At 68.2% G+C, this 16296-nt stretch carries 12 protein-coding genes; 8 read left to right on the top strand and 4 right to left on the bottom strand.

Annotated features, from left to right (window positions below; genetic code table 11):
* Positions 1 to 267 precede the first annotated feature (267 nt).
* Complete coding sequence (locus C1927_RS19215; protein WP_079223810.1) at positions 268 to 1275, bottom strand: LacI family DNA-binding transcriptional regulator; 1008 nt, start codon at positions 1273 to 1275, stop codon at positions 268 to 270.
* A 341-nt stretch (positions 1276 to 1616) separates the two neighbouring features.
* On the opposite strand from C1927_RS19215, the gene C1927_RS19210 reads away from it, so the two are divergent.
* Both C1927_RS19210 and C1927_RS19205 read left to right on the top strand, forming a co-directional pair.
* Positions 1617 to 4148 carry a glycoside hydrolase family 3 protein gene (locus tag C1927_RS19210; protein WP_108747510.1) on the top strand — a complete coding sequence of 844 codons (2532 nt, stop codon included), beginning with the start codon at positions 1617 to 1619 and terminating at the stop codon, positions 4146 to 4148.
* Between the two features lie 139 nt (positions 4149 to 4287).
* Positions 4288 to 5355 carry a hypothetical protein gene (locus C1927_RS19205; RefSeq protein ID WP_159095383.1) on the top strand — a complete coding sequence of 356 codons (1068 nt, stop codon included), beginning with the start codon at positions 4288 to 4290 and terminating at the stop codon, positions 5353 to 5355.
* 107 nt (positions 5356 to 5462) lie between these two features.
* On the opposite strand, the gene rho is transcribed toward C1927_RS19205, so the two are convergent.
* Both rho and trxA read right to left on the bottom strand, forming a co-directional pair.
* Positions 5463 to 7223 (bottom strand): transcription termination factor Rho, encoded by a 1761-nt coding sequence (gene rho, locus C1927_RS19200; RefSeq protein ID WP_108747508.1) that lies wholly within the window; start codon positions 7221 to 7223, stop codon positions 5463 to 5465.
* A gap of 227 nt (positions 7224 to 7450) precedes the next feature.
* Positions 7451 to 7780, bottom strand: coding sequence for a thioredoxin (gene trxA / locus C1927_RS19195; RefSeq protein ID WP_093818163.1), 330 nt, complete (start codon positions 7778 to 7780; stop codon positions 7451 to 7453).
* 495 nt (positions 7781 to 8275) lie between these two features.
* Between trxA and rhlB the strand changes: the two genes are divergently transcribed.
* The 5 genes from rhlB (at position 8276) to ung (ending at position 13406) form a co-directional block, all read left to right on the top strand.
* Positions 8276 to 10000 (top strand): ATP-dependent RNA helicase RhlB, encoded by a 1725-nt coding sequence (gene rhlB / locus C1927_RS19185; protein WP_108747507.1) that lies wholly within the window; start codon positions 8276 to 8278, stop codon positions 9998 to 10000.
* Between the two features lie 194 nt (positions 10001 to 10194).
* Positions 10195 to 10881 carry a cell division ATP-binding protein FtsE gene (gene ftsE / locus C1927_RS19180; protein WP_079223801.1) on the top strand — a complete coding sequence of 229 codons (687 nt, stop codon included), beginning with the start codon at positions 10195 to 10197 and terminating at the stop codon, positions 10879 to 10881.
* A gap of 3 nt (positions 10882 to 10884) precedes the next feature.
* Positions 10885 to 11832, top strand: coding sequence for a permease-like cell division protein FtsX (gene ftsX, locus C1927_RS19175; protein ID WP_079223799.1), 948 nt, complete (start codon positions 10885 to 10887; stop codon positions 11830 to 11832).
* A gap of 7 nt (positions 11833 to 11839) precedes the next feature.
* Positions 11840 to 12682 (top strand): response regulator, encoded by an 843-nt coding sequence (locus tag C1927_RS19170; RefSeq protein ID WP_108747506.1) that lies wholly within the window; start codon positions 11840 to 11842, stop codon positions 12680 to 12682.
* Positions 12683 to 12692: 10 nt separating this feature from the next.
* Positions 12693 to 13406: a uracil-DNA glycosylase gene (gene ung, locus C1927_RS19165; RefSeq protein ID WP_079223795.1), complete on the top strand. Its 714-nt coding sequence runs from the start codon at positions 12693 to 12695 to the stop codon at positions 13404 to 13406.
* A gap of 18 nt (positions 13407 to 13424) precedes the next feature.
* Here the strand turns inward: ung and C1927_RS21855 are convergent, their stop codons facing one another.
* Positions 13425 to 13778: a helix-turn-helix transcriptional regulator gene (locus tag C1927_RS21855; RefSeq protein WP_301553991.1), complete on the bottom strand. Its 354-nt coding sequence runs from the start codon at positions 13776 to 13778 to the stop codon at positions 13425 to 13427.
* 323 nt (positions 13779 to 14101) lie between these two features.
* Between C1927_RS21855 and C1927_RS19155 the strand changes: the two genes are divergently transcribed.
* The gene (locus C1927_RS19155; RefSeq protein WP_159096653.1) at positions 14102 to 16258 is read left to right on the top strand and encodes a DUF11 domain-containing protein; all 2157 of its coding nucleotides are present in this window, start codon (positions 14102 to 14104) and stop codon (positions 16256 to 16258) included.
* The last annotated feature ends 38 nt before the right edge of the window (positions 16259 to 16296 follow it).

Genomic DNA, 16296 nt, shown 5'->3' with positions numbered 1-16296 from the left:
GCATGACAGCGCTGCCAATCGATCGGCGGAAAAACGTTGTGCGGTGCAGAACGAAACTGCGCGGATGCCTTGCGAGGGCGCTTCAGCGTGGAGGGAGGAGGGGACTGACAGCGCTGGACAACGGCAATGGCCGGTGGATGTCGTGCATGTCCACTGGATGGCTTGAATCACTGACCGGGAGGACAGGTTCTGGACATGATGGCGACTGTCAGCGGACAGCGCGTGCGGCGAAGCCACAACGGGCGCGTCGGCCCGCCGCGGGAGGGCTCAGCGCCGGCGCGGCGCGGCAGTGGATTCGCGTTCCAGCACCGCGTGCTCGACGGTGATCATGCGCCCGGCAGCCTCGGCGCGGATGTGCTCGATCAGCTGCTCGGTGGCCAGCCGGCCCATGTGCGCGGTCGGCTGGCGCACGGTGGTCAGTGCCGGGTAGATGTGCCCGGCAATCGGCGTGTCGTCGAAGCCGCACACCGACAGATCGCGCGGCACGCGCAGCCCGCGCTCGCCGGCCACGCGGTAGACCGCAGCGGCCATGTCATCGTTGGCCGCGAAGATCGCCGTCGGCGGATCGTCCAGGTCGAGCAGGACGTTGGCCGCGTCCACGCCGGACTCGAACGAGAACTGGCCATTGGCCACCAGCTGCGGATCGTAGGCAATGCCGGCCTCGCGCAGCGCCTGCCGGTAGCCGGCGTGGCGCCACTGGCAGGCACCATGCGCGCGTGGCCCCTTGATGTGGCCGATGCGGCGGTGACCCTGCGCGACCAGGTGTCCGATCAGTTCGACCACCGCGGTGGTTTCATCCATGCGCACGCCGATGCGGCCTTCCGGATGGCGTGGCGCGATGCAGGCGAAGGGAATGTCCTGTTCTTCCAGCCAGGACAGCACCACCTCGTCATCGGTCAGCGGCGGGATCAGCACCACGCCGTCGGGGCGCGAATTCTCGAACAGCGCGGCCAGGTCGGGCAGGGTGCGGCGGCCGGTGCCGACCGGGCCCAGGATCAGGTTGTAGTGCTGCGCATGACAGGCTTCCAGCATGCCGCTCTGGATTTCCATCAGGTAGTTGCGCGAGGGATTGTTGTAGACCAGCGCCAGTGCGTACGAGCGCTGGCCCGCCAGGCTGCGCGCGGACAGGTTCGGCTTGTAGCCCAGCCGTGCCACGGCCGCCAGGACGCGCTCGCGCGTCTGCTCGCGCACGTTCGGCTCGTGGTTGAGCACGCGGGACACGGTCTTGATCGAAACCCCGGCAACGGCGGCGACATCCTCGATTCGACTGCGCATGGTGCGATGGTTCCTCCTGGAAGGCGGCGGGCACGCGGCGATGGTAGTGCGTGCTGGCCCGGTCGATGTTGCCGAAGCAGGCGGATGTTGCCACGACAGGAGGGGCGCTGGCACGTCCCGATTTCGTGTCGCGATGCAACACCCGCGCACTGCGATGGCGTGTCGATGATGCGCCAGGCCCCGTGGTTGCGGGACGGTCGGCACGTTGCCCGCCAACAACGATTGACAGCAGCGGGGTCGCCTTATATGACAGCGCTGTCAGGAGCGGTGCGCAAGCGCCCATGCCGGCGTGCGGTCGCAGACATGCGCGCCAGGAATTTCATCCACGGAGGTAGAGCCCAGTGAATCGCCCCACCCAGACCCTTCTTGCCAGCTGCCTGTTGGCCGCCCTTGCCGCGCCGGTCGGTGCCGCACCGGCCAGCGGCGAACGTCTGCAGGACTGGCCGCGCGTGCACAGCGCGATCACCCCCGACGCGCAGATCGAAAGCCGCCTGCAGCAGATCCTTTCGCAGATGACGCTGGCGCAGAAGATCGGGCAGATGACCCAGGCCGAGATCAAGACGATCACGCCGGAGCAGGTGCGCCGCTACTACATCGGCTCGGTGCTCAATGGCGGCGGCTCGTGGCCGGGCATGGACAAGCACGCCAGCGTGCAGGCGTGGCTGGCGCTGGCCGATGCCTACCATGCCGCCTCGCTGGCCACCGATGCGAAGACGCCGGTGCCGGTGATCTGGGGCACCGATGCGGTACACGGCCACAACAACGTGCTGGGCGCGACCCTGTTCCCGCACAACATCGGCCTGGGCGCCGCCGGAGATCCCGAACTGATCGAGCGCATCGGCGAGGCGACCGCGCGGTCGGTGCGCGCCACCGGCATCGGCTGGGTCTTCGCGCCCACCCTGGCCGTGGCCCACGACCCGCGCTGGGGCCGCACCTACGAAAGCTATTCGTCCGACCCGGCAGTGATCCGCAGCTTCGCCCACGCCTACGTGAAGGGCGCGCAGGGCGCCTTCAAGGATGACGGCAACGTGGTCACCACCGCCAAGCACTACCTGGGTGACGGCGCCACCGACAGCGGCCGCGACCAGGGCGAGGCGCTGGTCGACAAGGCGACGATGATCAACGTGCATGCGCAGGGCTACTACGGCGCGCTGGCCGAAGGCGCGCAGACCGTGATGGCCTCCTTCAACAGCTGGAACGACCGTGCCGCCGGCATCGACTACGGCAAGATGCACGGCAGCAAGGCGCTGCTGACCGATGCGCTGAAGGACAAGATGGGCTTCGATGGCTTCGTCGTCTCCGACTGGAACGGCATCGCCCAGGTGCCGGGCTGCCGCAACGACAGCTGCGCGCAGGCCATCAACGCCGGCATCGACATGGTGATGGTGCCCGATGACTGGAAGGCCTTCATCGACAACACCACCGCGCAGGTGCAGAAGGGCGAGATCCCGATGGCACGCATTGATGACGCAGTGACGCGCATCCTGCGGGTGAAGCTGCGTGCCGGGCTGTTCGAACACAAGCCGTCCGACAGCCGCTATGCCGGTGATGCCACCGCCGTGCAGCACCGCGAGCTGGCGCGGCGTGCGGTCCGCGAATCGCTGGTGCTGCTGAAGAACGAAGGCAAGGTGCTGCCGCTGCGTCGCGACGCGCGCGTGCTGGTGGTCGGCAAGGGTGCTGACAACATCGGTGACCAGTCCGGTGGCTGGTCGCTGACCTGGCAGGGCACCGAGAACAGGAATGCCGACTTCCCCAACGCCGATTCGGTGCTGGGCGCGCTGCGCGCCGAACTGGGTATGGACAACGTCAGCTTCAGTGCCGATGGCCAGGGCATTGATCCGAAGGCGTTCGACGTGGTGCTGGCGGTGATCGGCGAGACGCCGTATGCGGAAACCAACGGCGACATTCTTGCCTCGGACACGGTCAGCCACAGCCGCGCCTATCCGCAGGATCTGGCCGTGCTGAAGGCTGCCGCAGCGGCTGGCAAACCGGTGGTGACGGTCTACCTTTCCGGCCGGCCGATGTACACCAACGACCTGCTCAACCTGTCCAGCGCCTTCGTCGCGGCGTGGCTGCCGGGCACCGAAGGCAAGGGCGTGACCGATGTGCTGGTGGCGGGCAAGGGCGGCAAGCCCGTGCACGACTTCCGTGGCCGCCTCAGCTTCCCGTGGCCGGGCGTGCCGTGCCCGGCACCGATCGACCAGCCCGATGCGAAGAAGCCGTCGCTGTTCGCGCTGGGCTATGGCCTGAGCTACGCCAAGGGCGGCAAGGTCGCGCGGCTGGACGAAGCCAACCCGGACAGCTGCGGTGAAGTGACCGTGCTGCCGATCTTCAATCGTGCCGACACGCCGCCGTTCGCCCTGCACGTGGCCGCCGCGGGTGCGACCCAGCCGCTGGGCAGCGATCTGAACGCCACGCTGCGCTGGCCCACCGCCAAGCCGGTGGTGCAGGTGCGTACCGTGCAGGTGAACACCCAGCAGGACGCCAAGGAAGTGACCTGGCTGGCCCCCGCGCAGCTGATCGCACGCAGCACCTCGCGCCGCAACCTGGGCGCACTGGCGCGCAGCAACGGCGCGCTGCAGTTCGATGTGCAGCTGGTGAAGCGCCCGGCCTCGCCGGTGAAGGTGGCCATGCAGTGCGGCAGTGGCTGCGAGGGTGGGGTGGATATCGCGCCGTTGCTGGGCAAGCTCTCGCCCGGCCAGAAGCAGACGGTGACCGTTCCGCTGGCGTGCTTCGCCAAGCAGGGCGTGGCACTGGGCGCGGTGGAAGCCCCGTTCGTGGTGACCGCCGACAAGCCGTTCGCTGCAGCGTTCACCCAGGTCAAGCTGACCGCCAATACGGCCAATGCCGAAGGTGCGGTGGCCTGCCCGTAAGCCACGCGGTTGCGCCGGGTGATGCCCGGCGAGCGGAGCAAAGCTTGATGTCGTTCCGTCCACGTGTCCTGGTGCGCCGCTAAACTGGCGCACCAGGAAGCGATCCGCGTGTCGTGCGGATCCACAGACAAGGACGACCATGCGCCGTTTACTCCAGAGCGTGAGGCTGCAGCCTCATGGTTCCACCATCGATGTCACGTGTGTCACCGACGCACGCGCGCTGCTTGAGCTGGTGCGGCAGGGCGCGTACGCGCAGGCCTCGGCGGTGATGGCCGAGCTCCACGAAGGCAGCCAGGTGGATTTCTACGCCTACCTCGGCAAGCAGGTGCAGGCGCCTGCGCTCGCCGCGCAATGGCACGCACACGCGCCCGATTCCATCGATGCTGCACTGCTGCTGGCCTTTGCCGAGCTGGGCGAAGGCTGGCGCCTGCGCGGCGAAACCTACTTTCATGAAATCCCCGAAGCGCGCAGGCGCGCCTTCCCGCTGAAGTTCCAGGCCGCGCAGCGGCGGTTCAAGGCACTGGCCGAGCGTGCGGACGCACCGCCGCTGGCGTTCTATGGCCTGCTGCACTGTGACGTGGTGTGCGACATCGAACGTGAGGCGCGCAGCGAGCGCTTCGCGCAGGTGATGGCGCTGGCGCCGTACCACGCACCCTCGGTCTACATGCTGGCCAAGGCCAGCATGGAAAAGTGGGACGGCAGTGACGAGGAGATGTGGGCGTACCTGCGCTGGATCAGTGACAACGCCCCGCGCGGCCGCGATGCCCATGCGGCGATCGCGGCGCACGTGGTGGAATGGACCTACCCGTGGATGGACGAGTGCGATGCGCCGCTGGAGATTGTCGGGGTGGTGCGCACCGCCAACGTGCCCGGCCTGGCCGACCTGGTGCGCAAGGCGCTGCTGGACTGGCTGGACGTGCAACCCGCCGGCCTGGAACGCGCGCTCGCGGCCTGCACCTCATCGCGTGAGCGCCGCCATCGCGCCGAGTTCGCCCTGGCCCTCTACCTCGTTGGTGCGTGGGACGAGGCGCGCGTGGTGATGAAGGCGCAGGGCGGCAAGGTGCCGGTCGAACCGTGGTGCTACCTGGCCTATCGCGGCAGCAGCATGCTCAGCGAAATGCTGGGCGGCACGCTGCGCTGTGCGGGCCTGGCCCACGACCGCATCTGCCGCGACCTCGGCCTGGACCCGCGCGAGGTCTGCGCGTAGAGGCATCTCGCCGGGCATGGCCCGGCGCTACCGGTAGATCCACGCCATGCGTGGATGCCTGCCGCCGCGAAAGCCCAAAAAAAGCCCCGCAGTGCGGGGCTTTTTTCTTATCGCTTCATGGAACCGAAGAACTCGTCGTTGGACTTGGTGTTCTTCATCTTGTCCAGCAGGAATTCCATCGCGGCCATTTCATCCATCGGATGCAGCAGCTTGCGCAGGATCCAGATCTTCTGCAGCAGTTCCGGTTCGATCAGCAGGTCTTCGCGGCGGGTGCCCGAACGGTTGATGTCGATGGCCGGGAACACGCGCTTTTCAGCGATGCGACGGCTCAGGTGCACTTCGCTGTTGCCGGTGCCCTTGAACTCTTCGTAGATCACCTCGTCCATCTTCGAGCCGGTGTCGACCAGCGCGGTGGCGATGATGGTCAGGCTGCCGCCTTCTTCCACGTTGCGCGCGGCACCGAAGAAGCGCTTCGGGCGGTGCAGGGCGTTGGCGTCCACGCCGCCGGTCAGCACCTTGCCCGAGCTCGGCACCACGTTGTTGTAGGCACGGGCCAGGCGGGTGATGGAGTCCAGCAGGATCACCACGTCCTTCTTGTGCTCGACCAGGCGCTTGGCGCGCTCGATGACCATTTCGGCCACCTGCACGTGGCGCGCGGCCGGCTCGTCGAAGGTCGAGCTGATGACCTCGCCGCGCACGGTGCGCTGCATTTCGGTCACTTCTTCCGGGCGCTCGTCGATCAGCAGCACGATCAGGTGCACGTCCGGGTGGTTGGTGGTGATGGCCGTGGCCACCTGCTGCATCATCATCGTCTTGCCGGCCTTCGGCTGGGAGACGATGAGCGAGCGCTGGCCCTTGCCCTGCGGCGCCATCAGGTCGAGGATGCGGCCGGTGATGTCTTCCGACGAACCGTTGCCGCGCTCCAGGGTGAAGCGGCGACGCGGGAACAGCGGGGTCAGGTTCTCGAACAGCACCTTGTTCTTCGACGCTTCGATCGGCTCACCGTTGATGGTGTCGACGATGTTCAGTGCGAAGTAGCGCTCGCCGTCCTTCGGGAAGCGGATGCGGCCGGAGATGTGGTCGCCGGTGCGCAGGTTGAAGCGGCGGATCTGGCTGGGCGAGATGTAGGTGTCGTCCGGGCCGGCCAGGTAGCTGGCCTCGGCCGCGCGCAGGAAGCCGAAGCCGTCGGGCAGGATTTCCAGCACGCCGTCGGCGGCGACGCCGTCACCGTGGCGGGTCAGCACCTTCAGCAGGGCGAAGATGACGTCCTGCTTGCGGGCGCGGGCGACGCCTTCGGAGATCTGCAGCTGCTCGGCGATTTCCAGCAGCTTCTGCGCCGGCATGCGCTTGAGGTCGCTCAGCGAGTAGACCGGGAAGCCTTCCGGCACGTTGGCGTGCGGGCGCGGCACGAAGGGCTGCTGCTCGCCACCGTCCTGCGGCATGCCGTCTTCGCGGCCACGGCCACCACGGTCGCGGTCGCGACGGTTGCGGAAGCGGTCACGGCGGTTGCCCTGGCCCTGCTGGCCGTTCTGGCCACCCTGGTTGTAGGGATTGTTGTTCTGGCCCTGGTTCTGGCCGCCACCCTGACCACCCTGGTGGTTCTGCTGGCGGGGCTGGCCGGATTCGCGGCCTTCGCCGCCATCACCGCCGCCGGAGGCGGGGGCTTCAGCAGCGGGCGCGCTCGGCGCGGGGGCGGCTGCGGCCGGTGCCGGCGCTTCGGGCGCGGGTGCCAGCGGCAGGGTCGGCTGCGCGGGCGCAGCGCTGGTTTCGGCGGCGGCCGGAGCGGCTGCCTTGCTCACGCGGGGCTTGCGCACGCGCTTTTCGGCGGGCGCATCGGCGCTGCCGGTTTCGGGAGTGTTATCGGACAAGAGCGTTATTCCTCGCTTGAAGGTGCGAGCGCCCGGCTGGGGCGGCGAACGTTGGGAATGGGTCTGGAAGAAACTGCGTCCAGAGGGTGCGGCACGCGAACGCGGCCGGATATGCCGACACTATCATCGGCCAGCGGCGCCGTGCAAGGGTCACCGGGTATTGCATTCATGCGGGCGCCGGGCGCCCAGCGGCAGCCGCGGTCAGCGGCTGCCGTGGAACAGCAGGATCAGGCCAGGGCCTTGTCCAGCAGGCCGGCCAGCTGGGCCTTGCCCACCGCACCGATCTGCTCGCCGACCTTTTCGCCGTCCTTGAAGACGACCAGGTACGGGATCGAACGCACGTGGTACTTGGCGGCCAGCGCGCGGTTGTTGTCGACGTTGACCTTGGCGATCTTGGCGCGGCCCTGGTAGGCGTCGGCCAGTTCGTCCAGCGCGGGGGCGATCATCTTGCAGGGGCCGCACCACTCTGCCCAGAAATCGACCAGCACCGGTTCCTTGGAATTCAGCACGGTGCTATCAAAGTCGGCATCGCCGACGTGTACAACCTTGTCGCTCATCTTGGTTTCTCGTCTTGGATTGCACCCGGCCAGGCCGGAGGTGGGTGAACTGGGCCATGCCCGGTGGCGCGACCCTCGTCGTTGCCTCGCGGCGGTCTGCCGCGGTGCGTTCGGCGGGATGCCTGGACGCTCACGGCCGGCAGTGTACCCCTATCGCGCGGCGGGGACAGTTGCTGGCTGGAACCCAGCGTAACGTGATCGTGTCCCAGCCCGGTATGTGTCGGATTTCACTGTCTTCGAGGAGATGGGGGTGGCACCGGGGCAGGGCCAGTGGCCGGCACAGGGCCGTTCAAGTGGCGTGCGGCTGGGTGAAGGCCCCGTGCGGGCGTGCCGTCTCCCGGTCCTGTGAGACGAGCGGTTCCGGTTTGCCGGCCCGAGTGCGTTAAACTGGGGCATTGTGCGGCGTGCGGACCGGGTGGTCCCCGCCTGCCAACCCGCCGCAGACGATGAAGTGCCAGCCGCCCCGTGGGCCGGCGGCCATACCAAGACGGACTCATGAGCGACAAACCGCTGACCGATTTGACCTTCTCCTCCTTCGAGCTGCATCCGGCCCTGCAGGCCGGCCTTGAAGGAGCCGGATTCACCCGCTGCACCCCGATCCAGGCGCTGACCCTGCCGGTCGCGCTGCCCGGCGGTGATGTTGCCGGCCAGGCGCAGACCGGCACCGGCAAGACGCTGGCCTTCCTGGTCGCTGTCGTGAACCGCCTGCTGACGCGTCCGGCACTGGCCGACCGCAAGCCGGAAGACCCGCGCGCCCTGATCCTGGCACCGACCCGCGAACTGGCCATCCAGATCCACAAGGATGCGGTCAAGTTCGGTTCCGACCTGGGCCTGCGTTTCGCCCTGGTCTACGGCGGCGTCGATTACGACAAGCAGCGCGAACTGCTGCAGCAGGGCGTGGACGTGATCATCGCCACCCCGGGCCGCCTGATCGACTACGTGAAGCAGCACAAGGTGGTTTCGCTGCACGCCTGCGAGATCTGCGTGCTGGACGAAGCCGACCGCATGTTCGACCTGGGCTTCATCAAGGACATCCGCTTCCTGCTGCGCCGCATGCCCGAGCGCACCACCCGCCAGACCCTGCTGTTCAGCGCCACCCTCAGCCACCGCGTGCTGGAGCTGGCCTACGAGCACATGAACGAGCCGCAGAAGCTGGTGGTCGAAGCCGAGACCATCACCGCCGCGCGCGTGCGCCAGCGCATCTACTTCCCGGCCGATGACGAGAAGATCCCGCTGCTGCTGGGCCTGCTGTCGCGCAGCGAAGGCGCGCGCACCATGGTCTTCGTCAACACCAAGGTGTTCGTCGAGCGCGTGGCGCGTTCGCTGGAAAAGGCCGGCTACCGCGTCGGCGTGCTGTCCGGCGACGTGCCGCAGAAGAAGCGCGAGAGCCTGCTCAACCGCTTCCAGAAGGGCCAGCTGGAAATCCTGGTGGCCACCGACGTGGCTGCGCGCGGCCTGCACATCGATGGCATCAAGTACGTCTACAACTACGACCTGCCGTTCGACGCCGAAGACTACGTGCACCGCATCGGCCGTACCGCGCGCCTGGGCGAAGAGGGTGATGCGATCAGCTTCGCCTGCGAGCGCTACGCGATGGGCCTGCCGGACATCGAGGCGTACATCGAGCAGAAGATTCCGTCCGAGCCGGTCACCAAGGAACTGATGACCCCGCTGCCGCGCCCGGAACGCCCGGCCCCGGCCGAAGGCGAGGAAGGCGACGACAACGAAAGCGTCGGCCAGATCTTCCGCGAAGCGCGCGAAGCCCGCGCCGCCGAGGAAGAGCGTCGTGGCGGTGGCCGCAGTGGCGGCCGTTCCGGCAGCGGCGGTGGTGGCCGTGGTGGTCGCGACGGTGAGCGCAGTGGCGAACGCCGCCCGCGTGGCCCGCGCAAGCCGCGCGTGGAAGGCGAGCAGGCTGCTGCGCCGGTCGCCGGTGCCGAAGGCGCCGCTGCCCAGGCCCCGCGTCCGCCGCGCCCGCCGCGTGCCGAAGGCGCACCGGAAGGTGCCGCCGATGGCGAGCACAAGACGCGCAAGCGTCGTCGTCGTCGCCACGGCCGTCCGGTCGAAGGTGCCGAGGGCGCGCAGAACACCGCCGGCAATGGCGCCAGCCCGGTCACCCCGGTGCAGGTGGTGGCCAAGCCGGTGCGTACCGCCGCCGACACCGGTGATTCGTTCCTGACCCGTATCGGCCGCAAGATCCGCCGGATGCTGTCGGGCAACTGATCGGTGTGCCGACCAACGGTCGGCACCCACCAAACCGACCGGTAGCGCCCGACCGTTGGTCGGGCGGCTTTAACGGCGTGCCGACCAACGGTCGGCACCCACCACCAACGGTCGGCACCCACCGGACCGGAAGGTTTTCGCCGGGCATGGCCCGGCGCTACCGATCCGTCGCGCCGGTCCTGCATAATCGGGGCATGAGTGTCCTGCGCTTCGACAATGTCAGCAAACAGTACGCCGGTGGCCACGAAGCCCTGACCGATGTCAGCTTCGAAGTAGCCCCCGGCGAAATGCTGTTCGTCACCGGCCATTCCGGGGCGGGCAAAAGCACCCTGCTCAAGTTGATCCACCTGGACGAGCGGCCCAGCCGCGGCGCGGTGGTGTTCGACGAGCGCAACCTGCTGAAGGTGCGCGGCGGTGACATCCCGCGCCATCGGCGCGCGGTGGGCGCGGTCTACCAGGACCACCGCCTGCTGATGGACCGCTCCATCGCCGAGAACGTGGCGTTGCCGCTGATCCTGCGCGGCACCCGCCGCGGCGATATCGCCAAGCGCGTGCGCTCGGTGCTGGAACGCATGGGCCTGGGCCACCGCGAAAAAGCACTGCCCTCGCAGTTGTCGGCCGGTGAGCAGCAGCGCGTGGGCATCGCCCGCGCGATCGTCGGCGAACCCAAGCTGCTGGTGGCCGACGAGCCGACCGGCAACCTCGACCCGACCCTGGCGGCGGAGATCATGGCCCTGTTCGCCGAGCTGCCCTCGCGCGGCACCAGCGTGCTGGTGGTCAGCCACGACCTGCCGCTGCTGCGCCGCATGCGCAAGCGCGTGCTGATCCTCGACCATGGCCGGCTGGCGGACGACATCTCGCCGCAGGACCTGGCGGAGTAACGCATGGGCAAGAACGAAAACAGCGAAGCCGCCGCACCGTCGCGCCTGGGCGTGTGGTTCCACCACCATGCCCACAGCGTGGTGTTCAGCCTGGGCCGCGCCTGCCGCAAGCCGTGGGCCACCCTGCTGACGGTGATGGTCATGGCGCTGGCGCTGGCATTGCCGCTGGGCCTGTCCATCGCCCTGGACAACCTCAAGCAGTTCGCCGGCAGCGTGCAGCAGTCGCGCGACATCAACGTGTTCCTCAAGGCCGATGTCGATGGCCCCGGCGCGCTGCGCCTGGCGGGCGAACTGCGCGACCGCCAGGACGTGGCCAACGTGACCGTGCGCACGCCCGAACAGGGCCTGCAGGAACTGCGCGACGCCGGCCTCGGCGAAGCCATCGACGCACTCAACGACAACCCGCTGCCGTCGCTGCTGGTGGTCACTCCGGGCCAGGGCCAGGATGACGCCCGCCTGGCGCGCGCGCTGGAAAGCCTGCCCGGTGCCGACCTGGTGCAGCACGATGCCCTGTGGCGGCAGCGCCTGGATGCCTGGCTGGCCTTCGGTGCGCGCCTGGTGCAGGTGCTGTCGGCGCTGCTCGGTGCAGGTGCCGCGCTGGTGGTGGGCAATACCGTGCGCCTGGACATCCAGGCCCGCCGCGAGGAAATCGGCGTGCTGCAGCTGCTCGGTGCCAGCGATGGTTTCATCCGCCGCCCGTTCCTGTACCTGGGTGCCTGGTATGGCCTGGGCGCCGGTGCGGTCGCGCTGGCCCTGATCGGCGTGGCCGGTGCTGCCCTGCGCACGCCGCTGGCCGAACTGTCGCGCAGCTACGGCAGCCCCTTCGTCCTGCACGGCCTGGACCTGCTGCACGGCAGCCTGGTGCTGCTCGGCACCTTGCTGCTGGGCTGGCTGGGTGCCTGGCTGGTGACCGGCCACTTCCTCCGCCAGACCCGCCCCACCGACACCTGAGACCGGCATGCAACCGCAAGCGTTGAAGCACCTTGAAGGGCCCGCGACGCGGGTGATGGTGGTCGATGGTTCCAAGCTGGTGCGCAGGCTGATCGCCGACGTCCTGCAGCGTGACCTGCCGGGCGTGGAGGTGATCGGCTGCGACAGCATCGAGGAAGCGCAGAAGGTGCTGGAGCAGGGGCCGGTGGATCTGGTGACCACCTCGCTGACCCTGCGCGATGGCGACGGCCTGGCGCTGGCCAAGCGCGTGCGCGAAGCCGCCGGCCAGGCCTACGTGCCGGTCATCGTGGTCTCCGGCGACGCGCAGCAGCACCTGGAACAGCGCCGCTTCACCGAGTACGTCACCGACTATTTCGACAAGGCGCTCGGCCACGAGGCGCTGGCGACCTTCATCCGCGGCTACGTGCAGCCGCAGACCATTCCCGGCGCCACCATCCTGTATGTCGAGGACAGCCGCGTGGTGGCCGAAGCGACCAAGCGCATGCTCGAGCGGCAGCAGTTGAACGTGATGCACGTGGTCAGCGCCGAGGAAGCCTTCACCCTGCTCACCGCCGAATCGCTGGGCCGCAGCCGCCACCGCATCGACCTGGTGCTGACCGACGTCACCCTGAAGGGTGAGCTGAGCGGCCGCGACGTGGTGCAGCGCGTGCGCGTGGATTTCGGCTACGGCAAGCGCCGCCTGCCGGTGCTGGTGATGACCGGCGACGGCAACCCGCACAACCAGACCGGGCTGCTGCAGGCCGGCGCCAACGATCTGGTGCTCAAGCCGATCGAGGAGCGCCTGCTGGTGACCAAGGTGCTGTTCCAGCTGCGGCTGGCACGTTTGAACGATGGCCCCCTGTTGCGATAGAAGTGGCGTGATGATGGATGACGTAGTGGATACCCCGGCGATCCAGCTGGAACCGAGCTGGAAGCAGCATGTCGGTGATTACCTGTTGCAGCCGCAGATGCGCGAGCTGTCCGCCTTCCTGCGCCAGCGCAAGGCTGCCGGTGCAGCGGTATTTCCGCCGGGCCCGCAGATCTTCGCCGCCTTCGACGCCACGCCCTTCGAACAGGTGAAGGTGGTGATCCTCGGCCAGGACCCGTACCACGGCCGCGGCCAGGCCCACGGCCTGAGCTTTTCGGTGGCGCCGGGCGTGCCGGTGCCGCCGTCGCTGCTGAACATCTACAAGGAAATCGAGGGCGACCTCGGTATCGCCCGCCCCGACCACGGTTGCCTGGTGCCCTGGGCGCAGCGCGGCGTGCTGCTGCTCAACGCCGTGCTGACGGTGGAGGAGGGACAGGCCGGCGCCCACCAGGGGCGTGGCTGGGAAGGCTTCACCGACCACGTGGTGGACGTGCTCAACCGCGAGCGCGACGGCCTGGTGTTCATGCTCTGGGGCGCGTACGCGCAGAAGAAGGGCAAGGTGATCGACACCCGTCGCCACCGCGTGCTGAAGTCGCCGCATCCCTCGCCGCTGTCGGCGCACCGCGGCTTCCTCGGTTGCCACCACTTCTCGATGGCCAACGAGTACCTGCAGCGCCAGGGCCAGGCACCGATCGATTGGTCACTGCCACCACGCGCCAGTCTCTGACGGCGCGCGGGCCCGACCCTACTCGGTCAGCATTTCAATGATGGCGTGGGCGACCTGGCGCTTGCGTGGCGGCAGTCGCCGCAGCAGGGACAGGATCGCGTTCTCCTGCGGGCTGCGGCCCGCCTCCACCGCAGCATTTTCCGGCGGCGCCAGTTCGCCGTCTTCCGGACGCCCGGGGCCACGACCGGTGGCCAGCCACTCAAAGTGGACCTGCGTCACAATCGCGAGTTTCGAGAGATGCTGCACACTGGGAACGGTACCGCCGTCACGTTCCCACTGAGCCACGGCGCTGCGGCGAACCCCGCAATGCAACGCCAACTGCGTTTGAGAAAGGCCAGCCGTTAGTCGGGCCCGGCGGATTCTGTCGCACATCGCCTGCATATTTCACCCCCTCTCCATGTTCGGTAAGCGCTGCTTCCCTGACAGCAATACTTTTTCTGCGTGTACAGAATTGCTGTCCCTTTCTGCACTTCAAGAGGCTTGCGCGTCGTTCCTGCGCGCCAGCAAGCGCCTCTTCCCCCCGATTTCACGCCGTCTTGTTTGACGGCCTTTTGTTGCCCCGGATTAATCGAACCGAACCGGAAATGAACGCAGTCCCACGCAGGGAGCGACACCGGCGGAGCGATTACTCCAGGACGACGCGCTGATCACGTCGCCACGGCGTGCCTCTGCCCAAAATCGGCGGAGAACGATGCATGGTTAATGTGAAGGGCGTGAAAGCATCGTCATTGCGCTGGCAGGCGCTGGTGATGCTTGTGGTGCTGGCAGTGCTCTCCTGCCTGGGCCGCGCACAGGCCCAGTCCGCCTGCACTGCCGGGGCCTGCGTCAGCGCTGGACCGCGCCTGGTGTCGGTTGATTCCACCCAGAGCCCGATCCTCAACCTGCTGTTCAGCGCGCTGCTGCCGGGCACCAGTCTCACGCTCAGCGTCGCCGACTGGAACAGTCTGGCGGGCGCCAACGTCAACCTCAATGCACTGCTGACCCAGCTCAATGGCGGCGTCACCGTCAGCGATCCCAGCCAGGTGCTCAACACCAACATCACCCTGGGCCAGCTGCGTGCGGCGATGGTGCAGGTGCTGCAGGCCGATGGCCAGACCGCTGCGGCCAACGTGCTGAACGTGCTGCCGCTGGGCGTGGCCGGTACCTCCGGCAGCATCCGCCTGGCCGACATCCTGCAGGTCGCGCTGCCGACCGGTTCGCTGGCCACGGTGCGCCTGAACGTGCTCGACCTGCTGACCGGCGGCGTGCAGCTCTACAACTTCCGCAACGTGCTGACCACGCCGACCCCGATCACGGTGAACACCGCGGCGCTGGGCCTCAACGGCGTGGCCAACGTGCGCCTGTGGGCGCAGGTGATCGAACCTCCGAGCTACAACTGCGGCACGGTGGGCGCGGCATTCCACAGCGCGGCCATCCGCATCAAGCTCGACCTGGACCTGGTGCAGGGCCTGAACACCGGCACCCTGACCGCTGCGTTGAATGGACTCAACCTGCTTGGTGTCTCGCTGTCCAACACCAGCATCAGCGCCGACGTGCTGCACCTGCAGGTCTACGCCGATGTCGCACGCGCCGAAGGGTCGATCTCGGCGGTGAACCTGGTCGGCAACGCGGTGACCCTGCAGGCGCGCCCGGGCCTGGTCAACCTGTATGTCGGCCAGATCAGCGATGCCACCTTCTTCAACCGCAGCACGGTGCTGACCGAAACGGCGCTCACCACGGCCACCCTGACCAACCTCAGTGTGAAGGTGCGGGTGGGCGTGACCCTGCTGGGCGCCACGGTGCCGGTGGCCGACATCACCATCCCGATCGCGGTGGGCATCCGTGGCTTTGCCACGGCGACACCGGGCCTGCAGAGCGCCAGCTTCACCGGGCCCTACCCACAGACACGCACGCTCACCGCCGGCACGGTCAGCGCGGCCACGCTGGTCTCCACCCTGGTCAACTCACTCAACATCCAGCTCATCAGTGGCAATCCACAGGTGACGCTGCTGGGCTCGTTGTCGCTGCCACTGCCGGTGGCCGACCTGGTCAACGGCATCGTCAACACGCTGCTGACGCCGGTGCGCACGCTGGTCAATGCGGTGGTGACCCCGGTGCTGACCGCGGTGCTCGGCGGCGTGGTCGACAACCTGCTGGCCCTGCTCGGCATCCGCGTGGGCCAGGCGGTGTTCACCGTGGAAGGCGTGACCCAGGCCTGCGCCGCCACCCTGCAGCTGGTGAAGGACCTGCAGCCGACCAGCGACACCGGCCGCTTCAACCTGTCCATCACCTACAACGGCAGCACGGTGGGCTCGGCCAGCAACGTCGGCAACAACGGCGCCACGGCGGCGATCATCACCGTGCCTGGTGGCAGCTATGCGCTGGCCGAGGCGGCGGCGGCCGGTACCACGCTGACCCGCTATGCCAGCACCTGGCAGTGCACCGACCAGAACAACGCCGTGGTCTCCTCGGGCAGCGGCGGCAGCTTCACCCTGCAGGCGCCGGCGATGACCGCCACCGCCACCACCCTGGTGTGCCGCATCACCAACCGCACGCGCCAGGCCGATCTGTCGATCACCAAGAGCGATGGCAGCGGCACCTATACGCCCGGCGGCACTGCGACCTACACGCTGCAGGTGGTCAACAACGGGCCCGATGCGGTGACCAATGCGACGGTCACCGACACCCTGCCCAACGGCACCACCCTGCGTGGCGCGTGGACGTGCAGTGCGACCAGCGGCAGTACCTGCGCGGCGGCCAGCGGCGGCGCGGCGGGCGGCAATGCGGTGAACGTGGGCGTGAACCTGGTCAACGGTGGCCAGGCAACGATCAGCGTGCCAGTGAGCTTCAGCAACAACCCGGGCGCCTACTAGCGCGCGGTGCGGTGCAGTGCGCGCGGGGAATGCCCTGC

This window comes from Stenotrophomonas sp. ZAC14D1_NAIMI4_1, assembly GCF_003086775.1.
Classification (GTDB): Bacteria; Pseudomonadota; Gammaproteobacteria; order Xanthomonadales; family Xanthomonadaceae; genus Stenotrophomonas.
Note: the sequence above shows the minus strand (reverse complement) of the source record. Positions and strands in the feature narration are given on the sequence as shown.